Annotated in this window: 24 protein-coding genes; 9 read left to right on the plus strand and 15 right to left on the minus strand. The window is 67.0% G+C overall.

Features of this window, described 5'->3' with window-relative positions; genetic code table 11:
* Position 1: 1 nt before the first annotated feature.
* The gene (dut, locus tag ASF81_RS14075) at positions 2–457 is read right to left on the minus strand and encodes a dUTP diphosphatase (RefSeq protein WP_055809706.1); all 456 of its coding nucleotides are present in this window, start codon (positions 455–457) and stop codon (positions 2–4) included.
* Positions 454–1,683 carry a bifunctional phosphopantothenoylcysteine decarboxylase/phosphopantothenate--cysteine ligase CoaBC gene (coaBC, locus tag ASF81_RS14080; protein ID WP_055809843.1) on the minus strand — a complete coding sequence of 410 codons (1,230 nt, stop codon included), beginning with the start codon at positions 1,681–1,683 and terminating at the stop codon, positions 454–456. The genes dut and coaBC overlap by 4 nt, the downstream gene beginning before the upstream one ends.
* Before the next feature lie 102 nt (positions 1,684–1,785).
* Here coaBC and ASF81_RS14085 point away from each other — a divergent pair, with 102 nt between their 5' ends.
* Together ASF81_RS14085 and ASF81_RS14090 are read left to right on the plus strand one after the other, a co-directional pair.
* Positions 1,786–2,298 (plus strand): hypothetical protein, encoded by a 513-nt coding sequence (locus ASF81_RS14085; RefSeq protein WP_055809709.1) that lies wholly within the window; start codon positions 1,786–1,788, stop codon positions 2,296–2,298.
* Positions 2,299–2,333: 35 nt separating this feature from the next.
* A complete protein-coding gene (locus tag ASF81_RS14090) occupies positions 2,334–3,203 on the plus strand; it encodes an HAD family hydrolase (RefSeq protein ID WP_055809713.1) in 870 nt (289 codons plus the stop codon).
* 9 nt (positions 3,204–3,212) lie between these two features.
* Here the strand turns inward: ASF81_RS14090 and ASF81_RS14095 are convergent, their stop codons facing one another.
* Genes ASF81_RS14095 through sdhC form a run of 7 tightly spaced genes read right to left on the minus strand, consistent with a single transcriptional unit; the run spans position 3,213 to position 8,226 of the window.
* Positions 3,213–3,560, minus strand: coding sequence for a PilZ domain-containing protein (locus ASF81_RS14095; RefSeq protein WP_055809716.1), 348 nt, complete (start codon positions 3,558–3,560; stop codon positions 3,213–3,215).
* Positions 3,561–3,584: 24 nt separating this feature from the next.
* A complete protein-coding gene (locus tag ASF81_RS14100) occupies positions 3,585–4,397 on the minus strand; it encodes a kinase (protein WP_082503583.1) in 813 nt (270 codons plus the stop codon).
* A gap of 1 nt (position 4,398) precedes the next feature.
* Positions 4,399–4,719, minus strand: coding sequence for a 2Fe-2S iron-sulfur cluster-binding protein (locus ASF81_RS14105; RefSeq protein WP_055809719.1), 321 nt, complete (start codon positions 4,717–4,719; stop codon positions 4,399–4,401).
* Positions 4,720–4,772: 53 nt separating this feature from the next.
* The gene (locus ASF81_RS14110) at positions 4,773–5,567 is read right to left on the minus strand and encodes a succinate dehydrogenase iron-sulfur subunit (protein WP_055755116.1); all 795 of its coding nucleotides are present in this window, start codon (positions 5,565–5,567) and stop codon (positions 4,773–4,775) included.
* A 1-nt stretch (position 5,568) separates the two neighbouring features.
* Complete coding sequence (gene sdhA, locus ASF81_RS14115) at positions 5,569–7,353, minus strand: succinate dehydrogenase flavoprotein subunit (protein ID WP_055809722.1); 1,785 nt, start codon at positions 7,351–7,353, stop codon at positions 5,569–5,571.
* A 7-nt stretch (positions 7,354–7,360) separates the two neighbouring features.
* Complete coding sequence (gene sdhD / locus ASF81_RS14120) at positions 7,361–7,765, minus strand: succinate dehydrogenase, hydrophobic membrane anchor protein (RefSeq protein ID WP_055755118.1); 405 nt, start codon at positions 7,763–7,765, stop codon at positions 7,361–7,363.
* Positions 7,762–8,226 carry a succinate dehydrogenase, cytochrome b556 subunit gene (gene sdhC / locus ASF81_RS14125; RefSeq protein WP_017506653.1) on the minus strand — a complete coding sequence of 155 codons (465 nt, stop codon included), beginning with the start codon at positions 8,224–8,226 and terminating at the stop codon, positions 7,762–7,764. The genes sdhD and sdhC overlap by 4 nt, the downstream gene beginning before the upstream one ends.
* Before the next feature lie 206 nt (positions 8,227–8,432).
* On the opposite strand from sdhC, the gene ASF81_RS14130 reads away from it, so the two are divergent.
* The 3 genes from ASF81_RS14130 to alaS all read left to right on the plus strand — a co-directional run bounded on the left by ASF81_RS14130 (position 8,433) and on the right by alaS (position 12,857).
* Positions 8,433–9,026, plus strand: coding sequence for a hypothetical protein (locus ASF81_RS14130; protein WP_055809724.1), 594 nt, complete (start codon positions 8,433–8,435; stop codon positions 9,024–9,026).
* A gap of 52 nt (positions 9,027–9,078) precedes the next feature.
* A complete protein-coding gene (locus ASF81_RS14135; RefSeq protein ID WP_055809727.1) occupies positions 9,079–9,939 on the plus strand; it encodes a pirin family protein in 861 nt (286 codons plus the stop codon).
* A 272-nt stretch (positions 9,940–10,211) separates the two neighbouring features.
* Positions 10,212–12,857, plus strand: coding sequence for an alanine--tRNA ligase (alaS, locus tag ASF81_RS14140; protein ID WP_055809730.1), 2,646 nt, complete (start codon positions 10,212–10,214; stop codon positions 12,855–12,857).
* 379 nt (positions 12,858–13,236) lie between these two features.
* Here the strand turns inward: alaS and ASF81_RS14145 are convergent, their stop codons facing one another.
* The 3 genes from ASF81_RS14145 to ASF81_RS14155 all read right to left on the minus strand — a co-directional run bounded on the left by ASF81_RS14145 (position 13,237) and on the right by ASF81_RS14155 (position 15,849).
* Entirely contained in the window at positions 13,237–13,791 is a 555-nt protein-coding gene (locus ASF81_RS14145) for a DUF2939 domain-containing protein (protein ID WP_055809735.1), read from the minus strand.
* 50 nt (positions 13,792–13,841) lie between these two features.
* Positions 13,842–14,423: a DUF2939 domain-containing protein gene (locus tag ASF81_RS14150; RefSeq protein ID WP_200932977.1), complete on the minus strand. Its 582-nt coding sequence runs from the start codon at positions 14,421–14,423 to the stop codon at positions 13,842–13,844.
* 205 nt (positions 14,424–14,628) lie between these two features.
* A complete protein-coding gene (locus ASF81_RS14155; protein ID WP_055809741.1) occupies positions 14,629–15,849 on the minus strand; it encodes an NADP-dependent isocitrate dehydrogenase in 1,221 nt (406 codons plus the stop codon).
* 177 nt (positions 15,850–16,026) lie between these two features.
* On the opposite strand from ASF81_RS14155, the gene ASF81_RS15145 reads away from it, so the two are divergent.
* The 4 genes from ASF81_RS15145 to ASF81_RS14170 are packed head-to-tail and all read left to right on the plus strand — an operon-like array spanning position 16,027 to position 18,420.
* Positions 16,027–16,194: a hypothetical protein gene (locus ASF81_RS15145; protein WP_156146789.1), complete on the plus strand. Its 168-nt coding sequence runs from the start codon at positions 16,027–16,029 to the stop codon at positions 16,192–16,194.
* Positions 16,158–16,370 (plus strand): DUF2945 domain-containing protein, encoded by a 213-nt coding sequence (locus tag ASF81_RS14160; RefSeq protein ID WP_055809746.1) that lies wholly within the window; start codon positions 16,158–16,160, stop codon positions 16,368–16,370. Before ASF81_RS15145 ends, ASF81_RS14160 begins: the two co-directional genes overlap by 37 nt.
* Positions 16,367–17,515: a DUF1176 domain-containing protein gene (locus ASF81_RS14165; protein ID WP_055809750.1), complete on the plus strand. Its 1,149-nt coding sequence runs from the start codon at positions 16,367–16,369 to the stop codon at positions 17,513–17,515. Before ASF81_RS14160 ends, ASF81_RS14165 begins: the two co-directional genes overlap by 4 nt.
* A complete protein-coding gene (locus ASF81_RS14170) occupies positions 17,512–18,420 on the plus strand; it encodes an NAD(P)/FAD-dependent oxidoreductase (protein WP_235559381.1) in 909 nt (302 codons plus the stop codon). Before ASF81_RS14165 ends, ASF81_RS14170 begins: the two co-directional genes overlap by 4 nt.
* A gap of 9 nt (positions 18,421–18,429) precedes the next feature.
* On the opposite strand, the gene ASF81_RS14175 is transcribed toward ASF81_RS14170, so the two are convergent.
* From ASF81_RS14175 to rpsO, 3 genes are all read right to left on the minus strand, one after another.
* Entirely contained in the window at positions 18,430–20,262 is a 1,833-nt protein-coding gene (locus tag ASF81_RS14175) for a DUF885 family protein (protein WP_055809756.1), read from the minus strand.
* A 148-nt stretch (positions 20,263–20,410) separates the two neighbouring features.
* Positions 20,411–22,645, minus strand: a complete 2,235-nt coding sequence (gene pnp, locus ASF81_RS14180) for a polyribonucleotide nucleotidyltransferase (protein ID WP_055809759.1) — start codon at positions 22,643–22,645, stop codon at positions 20,411–20,413.
* 297 nt (positions 22,646–22,942) lie between these two features.
* On the minus strand, positions 22,943–23,212 hold the full coding sequence (gene rpsO, locus ASF81_RS14185) for a 30S ribosomal protein S15 (protein ID WP_017506665.1): 270 nt from the start codon (positions 23,210–23,212) through the stop codon (positions 22,943–22,945).
* Positions 23,213–23,256: the final 44 nt, after the last annotated feature.

A 23,256-nucleotide genomic window follows, 5' to 3' on the forward strand; every position in this document is an offset into this window, starting at 1 on the left:
CCTACCGCCCCGTCGACCCGAACCCACCCGTTCCGCGCGCCGTCTCGTCCAGCGTTTCGACCTCGATCCAGTTCGCGCGCTCATGCCGGGCGATCACCAGCTGGGCGATGCGTTCACCGCGGCGGATGACGAAGGGCTCGGCGCCGATGTTGGCCAGGATCACGCCGCACTCCCCGCGATAGTCGCTGTCGATGGTGCCGGGCGCATTGGGGCAGATGATGCCGTGTTTCAACGCCAGTCCCGAGCGCGCCCGCACTTGGGCCTCATAGCCCAGCGGCAGGGCGATCTTCAGCCCTGTCGGCACCAGCGCCCTCTGGCCCGGCGCCAGGGTCATCGGCTGATCCTCAGGCACGGCGGCGCGCAGGTCCATGCCCGCCGAACCGGCCGTCTCATAGGCGGGCAGGGGCAAGCCTTCGGAATGCGGCAGGCGCAGAATTTGGATCGGGGTCTCGGTCATTCGGGGGCCTTGAAAAGATCGGCGATGCGGGCGGCGACGGCCCGGGCGATGGCGGTCTTGGACTGGCGCGGCCAGGTTTCGGTCTTGTCGGCAGTGACCAGCAGCACGGCGTTGCCGTCCGATCCGAACACGTCGTCGGACACGTCGTTGCCCACGATCCAGTCGCAGCCCTTTCGCGAAAGCTTGGCGCGCGCATTGGCCTCCAGATCCGTCGTTTCGGCGGCGAAGCCGATGACCAGGGCCGGGCGGTTCGGACCGGGCGCGGCGACGCCGGCCAGGATGTCGGGGTTCTCGATCAGGGCCAGGGTCGGCGGGCCGCCCGGTCCCTTCTTGATCTTGCCGCCGGCGATGGTGTCCACGCGCCAGTCGGCTACGGCGGCCGACAGCACGGCGATGTCGGCGGGAAGGGCGCTCTGCGTCGCCGCCTGCATCTCCAGCGCGCTCTCCACATCGATCCGCGTCACGCCGGTCGGCGCCGCCAGCGCCGTCGGCCCCGACACTAACGTCACCTCGGCCCCAAGTTCGGCCAAAGCGGCGGCTATGGCGTAGCCCTGTTTGCCGCTGGAGCGGTTGGTCAGGCCCCGCACCGGGTCGATCGGTTCGAACGTCGGCCCGGCCGTGACCACGGCCTTGCGTCCCTTGAGCGGTTGTCCGGCCGCGCCTGCCAGCAGGCCCGAAATGGCGTCCAGGATCGCGGCGGGCTCCGCCATCCGACCCGGCCCATATTCGCCGCAGGCCATCTCTCCGTCATCCGGCCCCACCACCGCCACGCCATGGAAGCCGGGAAAGGCCTTCAACCGCTGCATATTGGCCTGAACCGCCGGATGCTCCCACATCCGCACATTCATCGCCGGCGCCAACAGCACCCGTTTGTCCGTGGCGATCAGGGTCGTCGAGGCCAGGTCGTCGGCCAAACCGTTCGCCGCCTTGGCGATCAGCCCGGCCGTCGCAGGCGCCACCACCACTAGGTCTGCCCAGCGCGACAGCTCGATATGGCCCATGCTGGTCTCGTCTTCCGGGTGGAACAGGCCCGAGCGCACCGGATGGCCGCTCAGCGCCGCCAGCGACAGGGGCGTCACGAACTCGGCCCCGGATTCGGTCAGGATCACACGCGTCCGCCCGCCCGCCTTGGCGATCAGCCGCACCAGTTCCAGCGCCTTATAGGCCGCGATGCCGCCGCCCACGATCAGCAGGATCTTGCGGTTCGAAAGGAGGCGATTGTCCATGTCCACGGTCTAGCCGCCGCGCGTGACGCCGTCGAGACGAGAACATTGCACGAACAATAAAGTTGTGCTTTCGTCGCGTCCAGCGGGTATCTGGAGGGAAGAATGAGAACGCTGAGAAGGGGAGGGGCCGCGCTGGTCCTGTGCGGTCTGCTGGCGCTTGCCGGCTGCGACAACAGTTCGGCGGTCGAGACGCGGGATCGGACGGCGAGCGCCGAACCCGTCGCCCTGACGTCCATGCCGGCAACAGGCGAAGAGGCCGCAACGCCGCAGGAAAAGCCGGTCCTGACCGCCAATCGGCGCGAAACCGTCGACGCCAAGATCGCGCGTCTCTATGACCGCAACGGCGCAGACTTCGGCGCACGCTCGGCCGAGGATTATCTGACCAAGGTCACGGCTTTCACGACAAAGCCTCCGCGCGACGCCGAGACCGTCAAACGGCCCAACGGCGACACCCTGATCTATCAGGCCTCGACCAACACCTTCGCCGTGGTGGCCCGCAACGGGTCGCCCCGCACCATGTTCAAGCCGACGACGGGCGCCGACTACTGGGCCGAGCAGAAGGCGGCGGCGCCCACCTTCGGCCAGCGGCGCCAATCGACGGGCGCGGCGGGCTGATATAGAGGGCGGGCTTCCACTGAGGATCTCGCCCCATGTCCGATACGGCCGAACCCAAGACCCCGCTGCTGAAGACCGCCCTGATCTATGATTTCGACGGCACCCTGGCGCGCGGCAATATGCAGGAGGTGTCCTTCATCCCCTCCGTCGGCATGGGCATCGGCGCCTTCTGGGAAGAGGCCGAGCGCCTGACCAAGGACGCCGACGGCGACGGCATCCTGATGTACATGCAGCTGATGCTGCATCACGCGCGCCAGAACGGCGCCCCGGTGACGCGCAAGACCCTGCGCCAGCACGGCGAGGCGGTGGCTCTGTTCGAGGGGCTGAAGGATCTCAGCTGGTTCGACCGGATGAACGCCTTCGGCGCCAAATACGGGCTGGAGATCGAGCATTACATCATCTCCGCCGGGCTGGAGGAGATGATCGACGGCACGCCGATCCGCCCCGCCCTGACCCACGTCTTCGCCTCCCACTACGTCTATGACGACAAAGGTGAGGCGGCCTGGCCGGCGGTCGGCGTCAACTACACCACCAAGACCCAGTATCTGTTCCGCATCAACAAGGGCGTGAAGAACCACTGGGAGCACGAACGCATCAACCACTTCATCCCCGACGACGAGCGCGCCGTGCCCTTCGACCGGATGATCTTCATCGGCGACGGCGACACCGACGTGCCGACCATGAAGATGATGCACACCAAGGGCGGCTTCTCGATCGCCGTCTATGATCCGCGCTCCAACGAGCGGGATCAGAAGAAGGTCTATTCCCTGATCTCGGAGGATCGGGTGAACTTCGTCGCCGCCGCCGACTATCGCGAGGGATCGGCGCTGGACCTGATCGTCAAGGGGCTGGTGGGCCGCATCGCCATCAACGCCGGCTCCATGCCCGCCGACACGGCGGACTAGGCCGGTCAATCAGCGCCCGCCGGCCCTCAGCCAGGCGTCGCGCGCGGGGATCAGCCTCGCCGGCGCCAGGCCTCTCAGCGACTTGGCCCCGGTCTGTTTCAGCCCGGCCGCCTGCCCGCGCTGCCAGACGACGGTGGCGGGATAGGCGACGCCCGCGGCCACATCGACCACGACCACCTCGCGCGGCAAGGCCCCGCCTCTGTCCAGCCGCAGCTTCATCCCTGCGTCCGACAGATCGACGATCAGACACGCCGTCTCCAGGCCGGGCGCGCAGATGACGCCGCGCGCGTTTGCGGGTCGGCGCGCGCTCATGCGGCGGTCGGGCTCGACGGTGGGCTTGGATCCAAACAGGCTCATGGTCCGATAACGCACAGATGCGGCTCAGGCGCCAAGCCCGCCTTCAAGGCTGCGAACCCCGCGGTCCCGGTCCAGGGCGACGATCATTTCCGCCTCCACGCCGCCCGTCATCATATGCCGGCTCAGGCGCTCATAATGCTGGATGAAGACCGCCAGGGCCGCGCGTCGCTCGGGCGATACGGCGTCCTGCCCAATCAATCCCGCCTCCTGCTCGCAGCGCCAGTCCAGCACGACATCGAACCCTGGCGCCTTCAGAAAGATCAGGGCGTCCAGCCGCGCGCGCAGGCGGAGGTAGGGCTGGCTCAACGCTGCATTGACCGCCCTGCGCCATTCGCCCCCGACATCCTTCTGGGCTTCTAGGGCGTTGATCGGTGCAACCAGGTCCGCCTCGGCCTGAGGCGTCGCGCCTAGGCACCATCCCTCCAGCACGATGACCCGCGGCCGACCCTTCACGACAGGCCAGTCCGCCTCGGCCGCCCGGTCGTCAGCCAGCTTGTCGAAACGCAGCAGAGGCGTCAGATCGTCCGGCCCCGCCCCCTGCAACCGATCCAGCAGACGGTTCAGAAGGCCCAAGTCATGCGTCCCCGGCGGCCCGCGCGTGGCGAACAGCGGATGCACCCGCGCCGCCATGGCCGCCCGCTCCGCCTTGGTCAGATAGACGTCGTCCAGCGACAGGCTCGCCCCGGCGAACCGCTCGGCGACGGCCTTAGCCAGGGTCGATTTTCCCGAACCCTGCGATCCCGCGATCCCCAAGATCGGCGGACCGTCCTGGCCCATCGTTTCGGTGCGCTGGTCGATCCATCGGCCGATCTGGTCGATCAGCCGCGCGTCGATCATTTCAGTGCTGGTTTTCCGGCAACCGCACGATCAGGCCGTTCAGGGCGTCCGACACCCGGATCTGGCACGACAGGCGGCTGTTCGCCTCGACCTCTTCGGCGAAGTCCAACATCGACTCTTCCATGGCCGACGGCTTGCCCGTCGCCTCTCGCCAGGCTTCGTCGACATAGACATGGCAGGTCGCGCAGGCGCAGGCCCCGCCGCAGTCCGCGTCGATGCCCGGCACATTGTTGCGGATCGCGCCTTCCATGACGCTCAGCCCCGACTTCACGTCGACGACGTGCTCGGTTCCGTCATGCTCGATATAGGTGATGCTGGCCATGCGCCGCTCTTAAACGAGGCGGCGCCGGAGGCAAGGCCCCCGGCGCCGGATACTCAGGCCGCCTTCTTGCGGCTCGGCGCGACCATCAGCTTCTTGGTCTCGGCGATGGCTTTGGCCGGGTTCAGGCCCTTGGGGCAGACCTGGGCGCAGTTCATGATCGTGTGGCAGCGATACAGTTTGAACGGGTCTTCCAGGTCGTCCAGACGCTTCTGGGTCGCGTCGTCGCGGCTGTCGGAAATCCAGCGATAGGATTGCAGCAGCGCCGCCGGGCCCAGGTACTCTTCCTGGTTCCACCAGTAGCTGGGGCACGAGGTCGAGCAGCAGGCGCACAGGATGCACTCGTACAGGCCGTCCAGCTTCTCGCGCTCGGCCGGGGTCTGCAGACGTTCCTTTTCAGGGTCCGGTTCGTCCGATTGCAGATACGGCTGGATCGAGTCGTACTGGGCGTAGAACAGGCTCAGGTCCGTCACCAGGTCCTTGACCACCGGCTGGTGGGGCAGGGGGGAGATGGTGATGTTGTTGGACGCGCATTCGTCCCAGCCCTTGGTGCAGGCCAGGGCGTTGCGCCCGTCAATGTTCATCGAGCACGAGCCGCAGATGCCCTCGCGGCACGAGCGCCGGAACGACAGGGTCGGATCGATGGTGTTCTTGATGTGGATCAGCGCGTCCAGCAGCATCGGCCCGTGATCGCCGGTCGGCACCTCATAGGTGTCCCAGCGCGGATCGGCGTCGGTTTCCGGATCGTAGCGATAGACCTTGTAGGTCTTCACGTCCTTGGAGCCCGGCGCGGCCTTGTGGACCTTGCCGGTCGTCGGCTTGGAGCCTCTGGGGAGAGTAAGCTGGACCATCTTAGTAAACCCGCGCCTTCGGTTCGATATACGCGATGTCGTCGGACATGGTGTAGTTGTGGACCGGACGATAATCGATCTGGACCTGCTCGCCCGGACGCTTCCACGCCAGGGTGTGCTTCATCCAGTTGACGTCGTCGCGATCGGGATAGTCTTCGCGGGCGTGGGCGCCGCGCGATTCCGTGCGGTTCAGGCCGCCCTCGATCGTCACCATCGCCTGGGCGATCAGGTTGTCGTACTCCAGCGTCTCGACCAGGTCCGTATTCCAGATCAGGCCGCGATCGGTGGTCTTGATGTCGGCGCCGGCCGCCTCGATGGCGCGCAGCTTGTCGGTGCCCTGCTGCAGGGTTTCGCCGGTACGGAACACCGCCGCATCGGCCTGCATCGCGCGCTGCATCGACAGACGCAGCTCGGCGGTCGGGGTCGAGCCGTCGGCGTAGCGGAAACGATCCAGGCGGGCCAGGTGCTGGTCGGTCTGGCTCTTGGAGGCCGACGGCACGGCCGAGGCCTTGTCGACGACTTCACCGCAGCGCAGGCCGACGGCGCGGCCGAACACCACCAGGTCGGTCAGGGAGTTGGAGCCCAGGCGGTTGGCCCCGTGAACCGAAACGCAGGCCGCCTCGCCCACGGCCATCAGGCCGGGAACCACGCTGTCGGGATTGCCGTCGCGCAGCGTCAGGACTTCGCCGTGATAGTTCGTGGGGATGCCGCCCATGTTGTAGTGAACCGTCGGCAGGACCGGGATCGGCTCCTTGGTCACGTCCACGCCGGCGAAGATCTTGGCCGACTCCGAGATGCCCGGCAGGCGCTGGTGCAGGATCTTCGGATCCAGGTGATCCAGGTGCAGGAAGATGTGGTCCTTGTTCGGACCCACGCCGCGGCCTTCACGGATTTCGATAGTCATGGAGCGCGAGACCATGTCGCGCGGGGCCAGGTCCTTCACGGTCGGCGCATAGCGCTCCATGAAGCGCTCGCCTTCCGAGTTGGTCAGATAACCGCCCTCGCCGCGTGCACCCTCGGTGATCAGGCAGCCGGCGCCATAGATGCCGGTCGGGTGGAACTGTACGAACTCCATGTCCTGCAGCGGCAGGCCGGCGCGCAGCACCATCGCATTGCCGTCGCCGGTGCAGGTGTGGGCCGAGGTGGCGCTGAAGTAGGCGCGGCCGTATCCGCCGGTCGCCAGAACCACCATCTTGGCGCGGAACTGGTGAAGCTGACCGTTGTCCAGTTGCAGCGCCGTCACGCCGGTGCAGGCGCCGTCCTGCATGATCAGGTCCAGCGCGAAATATTCGACGAAGAACTTCACCTCGCGGCGCACCGACTGGCCGTACAGGGTGTGCAGGATGGCGTGGCCGGTTCGGTCGGCGGCGGCGCAGGTGCGCTGCACCGGGCCTTCGCCGAAGTTGCGGGTCATGCCGCCGAAGGCGCGCTGATAGATCTTGCCTTCTTCGGTGCGGCTGAAGGGCACGCCCCAGTGTTCCAGCTCATAGACGGCCTTGGGCGCGTTACGCACCAGATATTCGATCGAGTCCTGGTCGCCCAGCCAGTCCGACCCCTTGACGGTGTCGTACATGTGCCATTGCCAGCTGTCCTCGCCCATGTTGCCGAGCGAGGCGGAGATGCCGCCCTGGGCCGCGACGGTGTGCGAGCGGGTGGGGAAGACCTTGGTCACGCAGGCGACCTTCAGCCCCTGCTGGGCGGCGCCGAGCGCGGCGCGAAGGCCCGAGCCCCCGGCGCCAACGACGACGACGTCGTATTCGTGATCGATCAGTTCGTAAGCGGCCATCAGTTAATCAGGCTCCGAAACCCGCGGGCAGCGGCGCCGAACCCAGCGCCAGCCGCACGATGAAGAAGACGCTGGCGGCGGCCAGCACCAGGAAGACGACGTTCAGCAGCAGGACCAGAAGGCCGCGCGTTCCGACGTTGGGCACGTAGTCTTCCAGAATGACTTTCCAAGCTAGGCTGACGTAGCCGAAGAAGATCACCGAGGTGATCGCCATCAGGGCCGCGTTCAGCGGATTGGCGAACCAGGCCATCGCCGCGTCATAGCCGGCGCCCGCCAGGGTGAAGCCGGTCGAGGCGACCCAAAGGCCCAGCGGCAGCAGGGCCACCAGCAGGATGCGTTCGATCAGCCATTCGCCGGCGCCGTGACGCTCGGAGACCTTGACGTTGTTCTTGAACTTTGCGGCGCCGCTCACAGCGAAACCCTCCCCGTGGCGAACAGCACGACCCAGAACAGCACGGCCAGCGGGATCGGCCCCCAGACCGCGATGTTCGACAGGGCGGTCGCCGACTTCACCGTCAGCCCGTTGCCGGTGTCGTTATAGGTGTGGCGCGCGCCGTTCAGGATGAAGGAGAACAGCACCACCGTCAGACCGAAGAAGACCAGCAGGCCCAGCGGCGATCCGGCCAGATCGAGCGCGCTCTGGAACGCCTCGGGCCCGAACGCCAGCGCGCCCAGCCAGGCCAGGACGAACAGCACGCCGACCGTGGCGGCGATGATCGTCGCGCGGAACAGGATGGAGGCCGTCATGGTGACGTGCCAGCGCCAGACGCCCATGTGGGGCGACAGCGGCGCGATATGTCCGTTCGGTTGAGTGACGAAGCGACCCGTCCGGTCGCTTGAGGCGCCACCCGGCGTCGGGTTGGGCTGGTTCATGCGAATGGTTCTCAAAAGCGAATGAATTCAATCGCCGTGTGCGGTTGCGAAGGCTTTTGTGACCCTGTGGGGCCGGTGTCAACGCACAGACCCCCAGATCGACGGATTGTGCGGTTTACGTCGGTTCCATCACGACGGATCACGTTTGCGTTCTGCGCCCGATCGACGGCTAGGCGACGCGCCCGGCGATTTGGCAGGGTGGGCTCATGTTGCTGCTCGCCCTGATGTCCGCCGTCGCCCTGGAGCCCGCCATCCAGACGACCGGTCTTCTGGACGCGACGCCGGAAACCTATCGCGCGCCGTCCGTCCGCCCCTATCAGCCGCCGTCCCGTTTCGGACGCGAAACGGCCGAGGGGGACGCCGCGACCGACCTGCATCGCCGCCCCCTGACGGCTCCGGTCGCGGTCGACGACTACGCCGGCGACTACGAGTTCAGCCCCTCCGACAGCCAGACGACCTATGATCAGGGCGTGGCCCAGGCCGCGATCGACGCCGAAGCCGCAATGGGCCCGCTGGACGGCCGCTGGCGCATCGCCCAGCCGGACGGAAGCCCCTTGCTGTCGCTGTCCCTGACTGACCGGGGCGAGGGCCGTAGGGTTGAGGGCGCCTGGCGAAGTCTGGACGCGCCGGCCGGGATCGACCGAATGGGCTTCGCCGGCCCGGTCTCCACCCTGGGCGAGGTCATCGTCATCCCTCTGTCGGAGGGCGAACTGCGTCTGCATGCGGCGGCGAACGGCTGGGCCGGCGAATGGATGCGGGACGGCCGCGCCCGTCCTGTCACGGCGACCCGTCCAGGCTGATCTCGCCCACCCTGGTCTCGTCAGGGCTGATCCGCCACCCTATATGTAGCGAATGACCCAGCCCCGTTCCGTCCTTCGCCTGCACCCCGCCCATCGCGACGACATCGGCGACCTGACCACCCGGCGTCCGGTGCCCGGCCCCGGCCTGGACCAGATCGATCCCTTCCTGTTCCTGAACCACCACGGGCCCCAGACCTATGCGCCGGGCAACGCCGGCCTGCCGTTCGGCCCGCACCCGCACCGGGGCTTCGAGACCGTCACCTTCATTCTGGACGGCGAGCTGGCCCACAACGATTCCGGCGGCGGCGAGAGCATCATCAAGGCGGGCGGCATCCAGTGGATGACCGCCGGCTCGGGCCTGATCCACGCCGAACTGTCACCGGCCGCCTTCAAGCGCGACGGCGGGCCGATGGAAATCCTGCAGCTGTGGGTCAACCTGCCGTCGCGGCTGAAGATGACCAAGCCGGACTATATCGGCCTGCAGAAATCCGACATCCCGACCTTCACGACCGAGGCCGGCGTCACGGTCGAGCCGGTCTCCGGCGACTGGCTGGGCGTCAAGGCGCCGATCCAGTCGCTGATCGACATTCATCTGGCGGTCGCGCGCCTGCCCGCCGGCGCGACGTTCGAGACTCCCGTCGCCCGTGGCCGCAACGTCTTCCTCTATGGCGTCAAGGGCGAGATCGCCGTCGCCGGAACCCCCGTGCCCCAATGGAACCTCGCCGCCCTGTCCGACGGCGATGCGGTTCAGATCACGGCGACCACCGACGCCGTCGTCCTCCTGGGCCACGCCAATCCCATCGGCGAGCCGGTCTTCAGCCACGGCCCCTTCGTCATGAACACCCGCGACGAGATCATCCAGGCGATCCAGGACTATCAGTCCGACAAGTTCGGCCCGCCGCCGAGGGTGTAAGGCAGGCGCTTCCGTCACCTCCCTGCTTTGCGGGGAGGTGGCGCGGCGCTTCTTCAGCGCAGTGACGGAGGGGCTCTTCGGACCGTCACCGACCAAGGGCAGGGAAGCGGCCACAACCCCTCCACCGCTTCGCGGTCCCCCTCCCCGCAAAGCGGGGAGGAGACATCGTGTTCTCTGGCTCGCACGCCTCTCCCCCCGGAGATGATGCGCTCCCCGCCAAAACCCTATATGACGCCGGTTCCTAGCGACCGCCCCAGCCGAAGACACGACGAATGCCCAGCCTGAACGAGATCCGCGCCACCTACCTCGACTATTTCGCGGCGGACGGCCACGCCAAGGTCCATTCGGCGCCCCTGGTGCCGCAGAACGATCCGTCGCTGCTCTTCGTCAATGCGGGCATGGTGCCGTTCAAGGACTATTTCACCGGCGCCGCCAAGCCGCCCTATCCGCGCGCGACCAGCTCGCAGAAATGCGTCCGCGCCGGGGGCAAGCACAACGACCTGGACAATGTCGGCTACACCGCGCGCCACCTGACCTTCTTCGAGATGCTGGGGAACTTCTCGTTCGGCGACTATTTCAAGGAACACGCCATCGAGAAGGCGTGGAACCTGGTCACCCAGGACTTCGACCTCGACCCCAAACGCCTCTTGGTCACCGTCTATATCGATGACGACGAGGCCGCCGCGATCTGGAAAAAGGTCACCGGCTTCTCCGACGACAAGATCATCCGCATCGCCGGCTCGGACAACTTCTGGGCCATGGGCGACAGCGGTCCCTGCGGGCCCTGCACCGAAATCTTCTGGGACCACGGCGACAAGATCGCCGGCGGCCCTCCCGGTTCGCCGGACGAGGACGGCGACCGCTACGTCGAGATCTGGAACAACGTCTTCATGCAGTATGAGAAGGAGAACGATCAGATCGTTCGCAACCTTCCCAAGCCCAGCGTGGACACCGGCATGGGTCTGGAACGGATGACCACCGTGCTCCAGGGCGTGCATTCGGTCTTCGAAACCGACCTGTTCAAGACCCTGATCGCCGCGTCCGAAGACGCCACCTCGACCAAGTCGGACGGCGACCAGGCCGCCAGCCACCGGGTCATCGCCGACCACCTGCGCTCGTCGTCCTTCCTGATCGCCGACGGCGTCACCCCGTCGAACGAAGGCCGGGGCTATGTGCTGCGCCGCATCATGCGCCGCGCCATGCGCCACGCCCACCTGCTGGGCGCCGCCGATCCCCTGATGCACCGTCTGGTCCCGACCCTGGTCGCCCAGATGGGCGACGCCTATCCTGAACTGGCCCGCGCCCAGCCCTTCATCGAGGATACGCTGAAGCAGGAAGAGGTCCGCTTCCGCACCACGCTCGGCCGCGGCATGGCCCTGTTCGACACGGCGGTTCAGGGCTTCCGTCCCGGCGACATGCTGGACGGCCAGACGGCCTTCACCCTGTCCGACACCTACGGCTTCCCGCTGGACCTGACCCAGGATGAGGCCCGTCGTCGCGGCTTCTCGGTCAATGTCGACGGCTTTGAGACCGCCATGGCCGAACAGCGCCAGCGTTCGCGCGAGAACTGGAAAGGCTCGGGCCAGACCGCCAACACCAACGAATGGCTGGCGATCCGCGACCGTATGGGGCCGACCGTCTTCACCGGCTACGACAATATCGAGGGCTCGGGCGAGGTCCTGGCTCTGATGAACGCCGGCGCGCCGGTCGAGACGGCCGAGGCCGGCGACATCGTTGAAGTCTTGTTCGACACCACACCCTTCTATGCCGAAAGCGGCGGCCAGGCCGGAGATCACGGAACCCTGGAATGGCCGGGTGGCGAGGCCGAGGTCATCGATGTGCGCAAACACGCCGGCGACCTGCATGTCCTGGTGGCCCAGGTCACGGCCGGCAAGCTGGAGATCGGAACCCGCGCCGCCCAGCTGGTGGACGCCGAGAAGCGCCGCACCAGCCGCGCCAACCACTCCGCCGCCCACCTGCTGCATACGGCGCTGAAGAATGTGCTCGGCCCCGCAGTCGCCCAGAAGGGTCAGCTGGTCGACGCCGAGCGCGCCCGCTTCGATTTCAGCCACGGCGCCCCGCTCACCGAGGCCGAACTGTCGGCCATCGAGACCGAGGTCAACGCCGTCATCCGCCAGAACGTCCCGGCGGAGACGAAACTGATGGCCCCGCAGGAGGCGATTGAGGCCGGCGCCATCGCCCTGTTCGGCGAGAAATACGGCGACGAGGTCCGCGTCCTGACGCTCGGTCGCTCGCTGGTCAGCGACAACGCCCCCTATTCGGTCGAACTGTGCGGCGGCACCCACGTCGCGCGCACCGGCGACATCGCCCTGTTCAAGATCGTTCAGGAAACCGGCGTCGCCGCCGGCGTGCGCCGCATCGAAGCCCTGACCGGCGAGGCCGCGCGTCAGTATCTGCTGGCCCAGGCCGGCGTCGCCCGTTCGCTGGCCCAGAGCTTCAAGGTCCAGACCGCCGACGTCCCCGCCCGCGTCGACAGCCTGACCGCCTCGGTCAAGTCGCTGGAGAAACAGGTCGCCGAGCTGAAGAAGCAGCTGGCCCTTGGCGGCGGCTCGGGCGCGTCGTCCGCGCCTGAGGAGATCAACGGCGTCAAGCTGATGGCCCGCGTGCTGGACGGCGTGGACGGCAAGGGTCTGCGCGGCGTCGCCGAAGACTTCAGGAAACAGGTCGGCACCGGCGTGGTCGCCCTGATCGGCGTCACCGAGGGCAAGGCCGCGGTCACCGTCGCCGTGACCTCCGACCTGACAGACCGCGTCAACGCCGCCGACCTGGCTCGCGCCGCCGTCATCGCCATGGGCGGCCAAGGCGCCGGCGGCAAACCCGACTTCGCCCAGGGCGGCGCCCCCGACGGCTCCAAGGCCGAAGACGGCCTGGCGGCGGTGCGCGCGGCGCTGGCTTAATCGCCTCGATCCTTCTCCCGGTGGGAGAAGGTGGCCCGCAGGGCCGGATGAGGGTCGATGGGCCAAGTCGCACCAGCCGACCCTCGCCCTTTCGCGCAAGTACGATCGCTGCTCGCTCGTGCGCTCAAGCCCTCTCCCGAAGGGAGAGGGTAATCCATCGAAATTTGGAACCTGACAGCCTTGCAACTCAGCGGCTTAGACGGCCGCAGCGTCCGCTTCCTGCGCATGCCGCAGGGACGGCCTATACTCTGCGCTCACCACAGAGGAGGCCGCGCACCCAAAGGCAAAGTGCACCAATTGCACTCACTTTCTGATCGACGCCCCGCCGTCCAATCAGACGAATTAGACACTTTAGACGGTGTTTTTGTCCCCGACCGTCTCAACCCATCGGGTCGGGCGTCAGATCGACCCCGGCCAGCTTCCAGGTAAATGGCGTGCGGCGTTCCATGATCAGCACCAGCGCATCGTCCGGCCGGTCGTCGCGCGTCAGGGTGACGGCGAAGGTGTTGAGCCCGCGATAGGCCCAGGACTGGCGGATCTTGTCCTTGTCCGCGGCCGGCGTGTCGTCGGCGGGCACGGGCCGTTCCGGTTCGGGCGTCTCGCCGGAGCGAACCATGGCGGCGATGCCCTGCGGCGTGACGAAGTTGTCCACCGCGCCTTCGACCAGCGACGGGGCCAGCAGCATGCCCAGCGCGGCCAGGCCGGTGTCGCCCTTGGTCCGGTTACGGATTTCCAAGGCGGCGCGCGCGTTCAGCTCGCTCTTCAGGCTGGTGCGGAACGCCGGGAAGTCCACCTGCCGCTCCAGCCCGGCCGCATCCCCCGTGCGCGCGGCCCGCACCAGCGCCTGGGCGGCGACGAAGGGCGAGGCGAACAGGGCGACGACGACGCCGATGACGACGGCGATCAGGGCTCCGGTTATGATCTTGCGGCTCATGTCGTCTCCTTGGAAAGCCAACGCAGGCTGGGCGGCGTCGGTTGCCGGGTTTATCGGGGGGTGACGGTGACGGCCGGCGTCGCCGGCGCCGTCCCGTCGGGCAGGCCGATGTGAACCAGCTTCCACTCGAACGGCCCGCGCCGCTCGAAGGTGAACAGGGTGCGCGACCCGCCCTGATCCGTCACCGCCATGCGCGCCCGGTTGACGCTCCAATAGGCGGGGCTGGGCCAGGGCTTGCGGCTGCGTTCCGAGGCCGGCGCCACGCCCGCCGCCGTGCGCTGGCTGGCGTATCGGCCCTCGCCCTTCAGCAGGGCGTCGAGGGCGGCGGGCGTCAGATAGGCGTCGACGTCCGGCTGGCGCAGGATCGGGTTCTGCTCGATCTGACGCCTGAAGGCGCCGATGGGATCTTCCAGGAAGGACGGCGCAGGCGCCATCGCCTCGGGCCGCCCCGCCAGCTGCGGCCGCAACGACTGGCGCACGGCGTTGAAGTCGATCAGGCGCGCCAGCCCCGCCACGTCGTTCGCCTCGGCCGCCGACCGAATGGCGAAGAAGGCCACCGCGGGCGCCGCGAAGAAGGACAGCACCGCCACGACCACCGCCGCCAGCACCAGGTTTCCGAACAGCCGCTTCACGAACGCATCCTCATTACCGCCGATCATGCACGCCCCGGCCCTTCGCACAACGAAAAGCCCCGCCGGAGCGATCCGACGGGGCCATTCTTGTTTGTCCTATCGCGCTTCGCGCTGCTTGAGGACGTCTCCTCCCCCATCGGGGGAGGGGGACCGCGAAGCGGTGGAGGGGGCCGGACGCCTCGTGGCGTTCCAACTCCCCTTATCCTCAGCCCACGTCCGGCAGAGCGGTCTTCAGGTTCTCGGCGACCTTGTCGAGGAAGCCCTCGGTGGTCAGCCAGCCCTGCTGATCGCCGACCAGCAGCGCCAGGTCCTTGGTCATGAAGCCGGCCTCGACGGTGTCCACGACCACCTTCTCCAGGGTGTCGGCGAACTGATCCAGGGCGGCGTTGCCGTCCAGCTTGGCGCGGTGCTTGAAGCCGCGCGTCCAGGCGAAGATCGAAGCGATCGAGTTGGTCGAGGTGGCCTCGCCCTTCTGATGCTGGCGATAGTGGCGGGTCACGGTGCCGTGGGCGGCCTCCGTCTCCAGCACCTTGCCGTCCGGCGTCATCAGGACCGAGGTCATCAGGCCCAGCGAGCCGAAGCCCTGGGCCACGACGTCGGACTGCACGTCGCCGTCGTAGTTCTTGCACGCCCAGACAAAACCGCCGGACCACTTCATCGCAGCCGCGACCATGTCGTCGATCAGGCGGTGCTCATAGGTCAGGCCGCGCGCCTTGAACTCCTCGGCGTAATGTTCGTCGAACACTTCCTGGAACAGGTCCTTGAAGCGGCCGTCATAGGCTTTCAGGATCGTGTTCTTGGTCGACAGATAGACCGGGTAGTTGCGCTGCAGGCCATAGGCGAAGCTGGCGTGGGCGAACTCGCGGATCGAGGCGTCCTGGTTGTACATGGCCATGGCCACGCCGGCGCCCGGGGCCTTGTAGACCTCATGCTCGATCACTTCGCCGTCCTCGCCGACGAACTTGATCGTCAGGGTGCCGGGACCGGGCATCAGGAAGTCGGTGGCCTTGTACTGGTCGCCGAAGGCGTGACGGCCGACGACGATCGGCTGGGTCCAGCCCGGAACCAGGCGCGGCACGTTCGAGCAGATGATCGGCTCGCGGAAGACCACGCCGCCCAGGATGTTGCGGATGGTGCCGTTCGGCGACTTCCACATCTTCTTCAGGCCGAACTCCTGCACGCGGGCTTCGTCCGGGGTGATGGTGGCGCACTTCACGCCGACGCCGTGCTTCTGGATCGCGTGGGCCGCATCGATCGTCACCTGGTCGTCGGTGGCGTCGCGGTGCTCCATGCCCAGGTCGTAGTAGTCCAACTCGAGATCCAGGAACGGGAAGACCAGCTTGTCCTTGATCATCTGCCAGATGATGCGGGTCATTTCGTCGCCGTCGATGTCGACGATGGGGTTTTCGACCTTGATCTTGGCCATGCGTGCGGTCCGCCTGTGACTGTGGGGAAGGGAATGTCGTGGCGGCGGTATAGCGAGGCCGCGCGCCCGCGCAAACCCCGCCGCCCGTCGTCGCCGCCCGGAATAACGCAGATCGGTCCTGAACCCTTTGCCGCCCCCGGACTTCTCTTGAACCCAGCAACAGAGATGGACGGCAGGATGACGGAGGAAGAGCGCCAGCTGGTGGATCGCTGGATCGTCACCTTCTGCGAGGCGCCGCCCGTGATCGATGCGGAACTGATGCGCAGGCTGATCGCTGAACAGGAAGCGACACAGCAGGAAGCACAATCATGTCAGAAAAGACGTTCAAGGCCGGCGACAAGGTGAAGTGGGACCACAGCCAGGGCACCACGACCGGCAAGGTGGTCAAGAAGGTCACCTCGGAGACCAAGATCAAGGGCCACAAGGTTGCGGCCTCCAAGGATAATCCGGAGTATATCGTCGAGAGCGCCAAGACCGGCGCACTCGCGGCGCACAAGCCGTCGGAGTTGAAGAAGGCATGACTCTGAACGGCCTGTGGCGCGGCGTCGCCCTTTCGGCCCTTGTCCTGTCTGCGCTGTCCATCGCCGGATGCGGAGACAAGGATGCGGCCAAGATGCCTGCCGCGACCAAGGCCGCCCGTTCTGCTGCGCCGGCCGCCGCTGCGCCGGTGCTGCAGATCCGCCCTGAAACCAAGACTTTCCGGGATTGGAGCGCCACCTGCGGCAACGACGGGACATGCTGGGCCTTCGGCTTTGCGCCAGAGTTCGCAGCCGGTTGGGTCCGTATCACCCTGGCGCCCGGCCCTGACGCCCAGCCGCAGATCCTCTTCGGCTATTGGCCCGAAGGCGAGGCCAAGGGCGCCGGCTCCCTCAGCCTGACCATCGACGGCCGCGCCTATCCGGCCGTGCTCGGCGAGGCGAGCGACGCCGAGGCGCCCGTTGGTGAAATCCGCGACGGCGCCCGTACCGCCCTCGACGCCCTGGCCCAGGGCAAGGTCATGATCATTCGCGGCGCCTCGACCCAGGAGGTGTCGCTGCACGGCGCCGCCGCCGCCCTGTTGTGGATCGACGAGAAGCAGGGACGTCTGGATACGCCAACTGCCCTGATCCGACGCGGCGACCGTCCGGCCGCCCTTGTGCCGGTCGCGCCGTCGCTGCCGACCGTCACCCCCGCCCCGGCCGTCGATCAGGCCGGGTTCGGCGATCAGAACCAGCGCCTGCCCGCCGCGCTGCGCGCCCGCACCGAGGTCGGCGATTGCCTAAAGGAATCCGCCACGCCCGACATCAGCGACATGGTCATGTCCGCTCGCCTGGACGCCCGCACCGAGCTGTGGGCCGTGCCCTGCGGCGCCGGCGCCTACAACCTGACGCACAACTGGTATCTGACGGGGCCGGGTGGTCGCGATCCGCGACCTGCGGTCCTCGCCGGATCGGAAGGGCCCGGGTCCGATCCGGTCATGCCCGACAACGCGACCATCAACGGCGCCTATGATCCCAAGACCCGCACCCTGTCGGCCTTTGCGAAGGCGCGCGGCCTCGGCGATTGCGGCGCGGCGCAGACCTGGGCCTGGACGGGACAGGGCTTCACCCTGACGCAGGAAAGCGTGATGGGCGAATGCGCCGGCGTGCCGTCCGACCTGTGGCCTGTTACCTGGCGCACGCGGTGAACGACCCAGAGGTTCTGATCATCGGCGCCGGTCCGGCCGGCCTGACGGCGGCGACCTATCTCGGCCGCTTTCGTCGGCGGACCCTGGTGGTGGATGGCGGCGCGCCGCGCGCCTGCTGGATTCCGCTCAGTCACAATATGCCGGGCTTTCCCGCCGGCGTCACCGGCGCGGACATCCTCAAGCGGATGCGCGAGCAGGCCGAGGAGTATGGCGCGGTCGTCGAATCGGGTCGCGTCCAGCGGCTGACCCAGGACGGCGACGGCTTCGTCGCCGAGATGGATGGCCGCACCATCCGCGCCCGCGCCGTCCTGCTGGCGACCGGCGTCGTCGATCACCATCCGGATCTGCCGGGTGTCGAGGACGCGGTGCGCAAGGCGCTGGTCCGCATCTGTCCCATCTGCGACGGCTATGAGGCGACCGACAAGGCTGTCGCCATCATCGGCCAGAGCGACAAGGGCGCGCGGGAGGCTGCCTTCATGCGCACCTATTCCGACCGTGTGACCCTGATCCATATCGGCGCGCCCGACGCGCTCAGCCGGCGCGACGAACTGGAACGGCTGGGCGTCGAACTGATCCTGGCGCCGCTGGACGCGATCGACATCGAAAACGACCGGGTGACGGCCCTAAGTTACGCCGGCCAGAGCCGCGCATTCGACCTTGTCTATTCGGCGTTGGGCACATCGCCGAACGCCGAACTGGCCGAGGGGCTGGAGGCGCGTCTGGCCGACGACGGCCGGTTGGAGGTCGATCTGCATCAGGCCACGAGCGTGCCGGGCCTCTATGCCGCCGGCGACGTCGTGCGCGGCCTCAACCAGATCGCCGTCGCGACCGCCGAAGCCGCCGTCGCCGCCACCGACATCCACAACCGCCTGCGCCAGGCCGACGGCCTGACCGTCGCCGACTGAGCGCCGAAACTAGGCCTGGGTCGCGACCCAGCCGTCGACGATCCGTTCCAGCACCGACAGGGGCACGCCGCCGGCGGCGAGCGCCGTGTCGTGGAAGCCCTTGATGTCGAACTTGGGTCCCAAGGTCGTCTTAGCCTTTTCGCGCAGGCGGACCCATTCGTTGTGGCCAACCTTGTAGGCGCAGGCCTGGCCCGGCCATCCGCAATAGCGTTCGACCTCGGACGTCGCCGCGCCTTCCTGATCGCCATAGGCCTCCATCATGTAGCGGATGCCCTGTTCGCGGCTCCAGCCCTTGGAATGGATGCCGGTGTCGACCACCAGGCGCGCGGCGCGGAACATCAGCGATTGCAGGTAGCCGATCTGACCCATCGGATCGTTCTCATAGGCGCCCAGTTCGTCGGCCAGCTGTTCGGCATATAGCCCCCAGCCTTCGACGTAGGACGAGAAGCCCAGCAGGTTCATCAGCAGCGGCGCGGACTCGCTCTCCTGCTGCAGGCTGATCTGCAGATGGTGACCCGGCGTCGCCTCGTGATAGGTCAGGGTCGGCAGGGTCCAGGACGGCCATTCCGCCGTGTCCTTCAGATTGATCCAATAGATGCCGGGCCGCGTCCCATCCAGGCTGGGCGAGTTGTAATAGCCCATCGGCGCCCCGGCCTCGATCTCGGTGGGGACGCGCTTGATCTCGACCTTGGCCTTGGGCAGACGGCCGAAGGCGTTGGGCAGGCGGGCCTGCATGTCGGCCATTTGGGCGTTTAGCTTGGCGATCAGCTCGGCCTTGCCGGCGTCGGTGTTGGCGTAGACGTATTTGGGATCATCCCCCAAGGCCTTGATCCGCTCGGCGACCGAACCCTGCGTCAGGCCTTGCGCCTTCAGCAACACATCGGCGCGCGCCGTCAGATCGGCCATTTGTTCCACGCCGGTGCGGTGGATTTCGTCGGCGGTCAGCCGGGTCGTGGTGATGTAGCGCAGGCTGTTGGCGTAATACTGCTCGCCCTGCGGCAGGCGGCGCACCGAGGCCTCGTGCACGGCGTTCGGTTGGGCTGCCTTCAGCACGGCGTTCTGGGCGGCCAGGGCCGGATAGACCCGCTCGGTCACAAGCCGTTCGACCTGGGCGCCCCAGTCGCCGATCAGACCCTTGGCGCGGGCCCGGTCGACGATCGACTGGGTCAGGGGCGAGCTCGCCGCCGGGGTCGCCAAGACGCCGTCCTGCTGGCGGATGGCCTTGGCCAGGATGAAGTCGGGCGGGATGACGCCCAGCGCATAGTCTTCCTTCAGTCGATCCGTCTCGGCCAGCAGCACGTCGGCGAAGGCGCTGACGCGGGCGACATAGGCGTCGGCGTCGGCGGCCGTCTCGATGGTGTGCTGGTTGGCCAGGAAGTCGGGCGTGGACTGATAGGCGCCGCCCTGCTGGCTAACGCGGTACGGATTGGGCCAGCCGCCCTGGCCGTAGGGGATGTCGTAGGTGGCGATCACCCCGTCCAAATTCTGGGTCAGGCTGTCGTAGTAGTTGGCGTTGCGGGCATCGAGTTTAGAGCGGTCGATGCGGGACAGTTCGGCGCGTTGGCGACGCGTGAAGGCGCGCTGGTCGTCTTCCTCGGCGCGTGTCGGAACGGTCAGTTTGGACTTGGCGGCGGCGCGGTCGCCCTTGTCCATGCCGAACATGGTGACGACCTCAGGGCTCTTGTCCAGCGTCTGCTCGAACGTGGCGTCCATGAAGGTTTTGAGTTGGGCGGCGGCGTCGCCCTGCGATGCCCCGGCCTGACGCGCGAAGGCGGGGCCGCCCACGGCGACGAGACCGGCGCCCAAAGCGGCGGACTGAAGAAGACGACGACGATCGAACATGGAACGGCCCCTCGAACTTGGATGCGGCAATGGAAACTGCATGGGCCGAAGCGGCAAGTGAAATCGCGGACAGCCGTTGCGCGGCCCCAAAGAAAAAGGCCCGGCGGATCGCTCCGCCGGGCCTCATCAGTCTTGGATGCGAGGTCGCTTAGTCGCGACGGCGACGTCCGCGATCGCCACCGCGATCACCGCCGTCACGTTTCGGACGACCGCCGGTGTCTTCCGACAGGGGCTCTTCGCCACGCTCGGCGCGCTCGGCGTTGATCTTGGCCGTCAGGTCTTCGCCCGTGGCCTGATCGACAACCTTCATCGACAGCTTGGTCTTGCCGCGATCGTCGAAGCCCAGGAACTTGACCTTGACCTCTTGACCTTCCGACAGGACGTCGGCCGGGTTGGCGACCCGTTCCAGAGCGATCTGGGACACGTGGACCAAGCCGTCCTTGGCGCCGAAGAAGTTCACGAAGGCGCCGAAATCGACGACCTTGACGACCTTGCCGGAGTAGATGGTTCCGACTTCCGGCTCCGACGCGATGGATTGGATCCAGGCCTTGGCGGCGTCGATCTTCTCCTGGTCGTTGGCGGCGACCTTGATTGTGCCGTCATCGCCGATGTCGATCTTGGCGCCGGTCTTCTCGACGATCTCGCGGATGACCTTGCCGCCCGAACCGATGACTTCACGGATCTTGTCGACGGGGATCTTGACCGTTTCGATCTTGGGCGCGTGTTCACCCAGTTCGGCGCGCGGCGCATCCATGGCCTTGGACATCTCGTCCAGGATGTGCAGGCGACCGGCCGAAGCCTGCGTCAGGGCCTGCTTCATGATCTCCTTGGTGATGCCGGCGACCTTGATGTCCATCTGAAGGCTGGTGATGCCTTCAGACGTGCCGGCGACCTTGAAGTCCATGTCGCCCAGGTGGTCTTCGTCACCCAGGATGTCCGACAGGATGGCGAACTCACCCGACGGCTCCAAGATCAGGCCCATGGCGATGCCCGAGACCGGACGGACCAGCGGCACGCCGGCGTCCATCAGGGCCAGCGACGAACCGCAGACCGTGGCCATCGAGGACGAGCCGTTCGACTCGGTGATCTCGGAGACCAGACGGATGGTGTAGGGGAAGTCTTCCTTGGTCGGCAGCATCGGACGGATCGCGCGCCAGGCCAGCTTGCCGTGACCGATTTCGCGACGGCCGGGCGAACCCATGCGGCCCGCTTCACCCACCGAATAGGGGGGGAAGTTGTAGTGCAGCAGGAAGTTCTCTTTGTAGGTGCCCTGCAGGCTGTCGATGTACTGCTCGTCCTCGCCGGTGCCGAGGGTGGCGACGACCAGCGCCTGGGTTTCCCCACGCGTGAACAGGGCCGAACCGTGGGTGCGCGGCAGGACACCGACTTCCGACACGATGGCGCGGACCTTGTCGAGGGCGCGGCCGTCGACGCGGTGCGCGTTCTCGATGATGTCGCGACGCAGGACTTCGGCTTCGCACTCCTTGAAGGCGGCCGAGAACTTGGAACCGTCGACGCCGTCGGGGTTCTCGTCGGTCTTCACCAGCTTGGCGGCGGCGGCCTTTTTGGCGGCGTCGACGCCCGAACGGCGCTCGTATTTGCCGGCGTGGGTGTAGGCGCTCTTGATGTCTTCGCCGACCAGCGACTTGATCGAGGCGACGACGTCGGAGTGATCTTCGGCCTGGAAGTCGAAGGGCTCCTTGGCGGCGTGTTCAGCCAGTTCGATGATGGCGTCGATCACCGGCTGCATGCCCGCATGCGCGAACATCAGGGCCTCGAGCATCTTCTCTTCCGACAGCTCCTTGGCTTCGGATTCGACCATCATCAGGGCGTCTTGCGTACCGGCGACCACCAGGTCGAGGTCCGAGGACGGGATCAGGTCGATGGCGGGGTTCAGCACCAGCTCGCCGTCGATCAGGCCGACGCGCGCGGCGCCGATGGGGCCCATGAAGGGCACGCCCGAAATGGTCAGGGCGGCCGAGGCGGCGACCATGCCCAGAACGTCGGGGTCGTTTTCCATGTCGTGCTGCAGCACGGTCACGACGACCTGGGTCTCGTTCTTGAAGCCCTTGACGAACAGCGGGCGGATCGGACGGTCGATCAGGCGGGAGACCAGGGTTTCCTTCTCGGACGGACGGCCTTCACGCTTGAAGTAGCCGCCCGGGATCTTGCCGGCGGCGAAGGTCTTTTCCTGATAGTTGACCGTCAGGGGGAAGAAATCCAGGCCGGGCTTGGGCGCACGGCCATAGACGACGGTGGCCAGAACCACGGTCTCGCCGTAGGTCGCCAGCACGGCGCCATCGGCCTGGCGGGCGATGCGGCCCGTTTCCAGGGTCAGCGGGCGGCCGGCCCAATCGATCGTCTTGCGTTTGATGTCGAACATATTTCGTCTTTCGTATCCCGGACGGCGTATTCCGTGCGGGGTCCCATCATGGGGCGGATGCGTCGGCGTTCAGTCCTTCGATCCAGAGGCCGCCGCGCCATCGCGACGACCGGGAGAGGACCGTCATGGCCCTCGCAGCTGCGCCGGTAAGTCCTGCGGCGCACAGGTCGTGTCTTGTAGTCACGCTTCCCGGGCGGCCAACCGGCAGCCACTTGGCCTGGAAGCGCTTAGTTGCACAACGAGGCGCGGACGTGACCGCCCGCGCCTCGAAAGCGTATTCTATACTGTTCCGACGCCTTAGCGGCGCAGGCCCAGTTTGGAGATGAGCGCCTGGTAGCGACCGGCGTCGACCTTGTTCAGGTGGTCGAGCAGGCGGCGACGTTGCGAAACCATCTTCAGAAGGCCACGACGCGAGTGGTTGTCCTTCTTGTGGGTCTTGAAGTGTTCGGTGAGGTTGGCGATGCGTTCCGACAGGATCGCGACCTGAACCTCGGCCGAGCCGGTGTCGCCAGCGGAGCGGGCGTTATCGGCGATGATCTCGTGCTTGCGTTCAGCAGTAACCGACATCGTAGAGTCCTTTCTTGGCCTATCGCGCTTCGCGCTACTTGAGG

It is taken from the genome of Brevundimonas sp. Leaf168, assembly GCF_001423685.1.
GTDB classification, from domain to species: Bacteria; Pseudomonadota; Alphaproteobacteria; order Caulobacterales; family Caulobacteraceae; genus Brevundimonas; species Brevundimonas vesicularis_C.

Bases quoted from the DNA above. Each gene is read 5' to 3' on its own strand.
- sdhA (WP_055809722.1), bottom strand. From the start codon at position 7,353: ATGGCCGCTTACGAACTGATCGATCACGAATACGACGTCGTCGTCGTT.
- sdhC (WP_017506653.1), bottom strand. From the start codon at position 8,226: ATGAACCAGCCCAACCCGACGCCGGGTGGCGCCTCAAGCGACCGGACG.
- ASF81_RS15145 (WP_156146789.1), top strand. From the start codon at position 16,027: ATGACGGAGGAAGAGCGCCAGCTGGTGGATCGCTGGATCGTCACCTTC.
- pnp (WP_055809759.1), bottom strand. From the start codon at position 22,645: ATGTTCGACATCAAACGCAAGACGATCGATTGGGCCGGCCGCCCGCTG.
- ASF81_RS14090 (WP_055809713.1), top strand. From the start codon at position 2,334: ATGTCCGATACGGCCGAACCCAAGACCCCGCTGCTGAAGACCGCCCTG.
- dut (WP_055809706.1), bottom strand. From the start codon at position 457: ATGACCGAGACCCCGATCCAAATTCTGCGCCTGCCGCATTCCGAAGGC.
- ASF81_RS14155 (WP_055809741.1), bottom strand. From the start codon at position 15,849: ATGGCCAAGATCAAGGTCGAAAACCCCATCGTCGACATCGACGGCGAC.
- ASF81_RS14085 (WP_055809709.1), top strand. From the start codon at position 1,786: ATGAGAACGCTGAGAAGGGGAGGGGCCGCGCTGGTCCTGTGCGGTCTG.
- ASF81_RS14100 (WP_082503583.1), bottom strand. From the start codon at position 4,397: ATGATCGACGCGCGGCTGATCGACCAGATCGGCCGATGGATCGACCAG.
- ASF81_RS14105 (WP_055809719.1), bottom strand. From the start codon at position 4,719: ATGGCCAGCATCACCTATATCGAGCATGACGGAACCGAGCACGTCGTC.
- ASF81_RS14110 (WP_055755116.1), bottom strand. From the start codon at position 5,567: ATGGTCCAGCTTACTCTCCCCAGAGGCTCCAAGCCGACGACCGGCAAG.
- alaS (WP_055809730.1), top strand. From the start codon at position 10,212: ATGCCCAGCCTGAACGAGATCCGCGCCACCTACCTCGACTATTTCGCG.
- ASF81_RS14095 (WP_055809716.1), bottom strand. From the start codon at position 3,560: ATGAGCCTGTTTGGATCCAAGCCCACCGTCGAGCCCGACCGCCGCATG.
- ASF81_RS14130 (WP_055809724.1), top strand. From the start codon at position 8,433: ATGTTGCTGCTCGCCCTGATGTCCGCCGTCGCCCTGGAGCCCGCCATC.
- ASF81_RS14145 (WP_055809735.1), bottom strand. From the start codon at position 13,791: ATGAGCCGCAAGATCATAACCGGAGCCCTGATCGCCGTCGTCATCGGC.
- ASF81_RS14175 (WP_055809756.1), bottom strand. From the start codon at position 20,262: ATGTTCGATCGTCGTCGTCTTCTTCAGTCCGCCGCTTTGGGCGCCGGT.
- ASF81_RS14160 (WP_055809746.1), top strand. From the start codon at position 16,158: ATGTCAGAAAAGACGTTCAAGGCCGGCGACAAGGTGAAGTGGGACCAC.
- ASF81_RS14165 (WP_055809750.1), top strand. From the start codon at position 16,367: ATGACTCTGAACGGCCTGTGGCGCGGCGTCGCCCTTTCGGCCCTTGTC.
- ASF81_RS14135 (WP_055809727.1), top strand. From the start codon at position 9,079: ATGACCCAGCCCCGTTCCGTCCTTCGCCTGCACCCCGCCCATCGCGAC.
- coaBC (WP_055809843.1), bottom strand. From the start codon at position 1,683: ATGGACAATCGCCTCCTTTCGAACCGCAAGATCCTGCTGATCGTGGGC.
- rpsO (WP_017506665.1), bottom strand. From the start codon at position 23,212: ATGTCGGTTACTGCTGAACGCAAGCACGAGATCATCGCCGATAACGCC.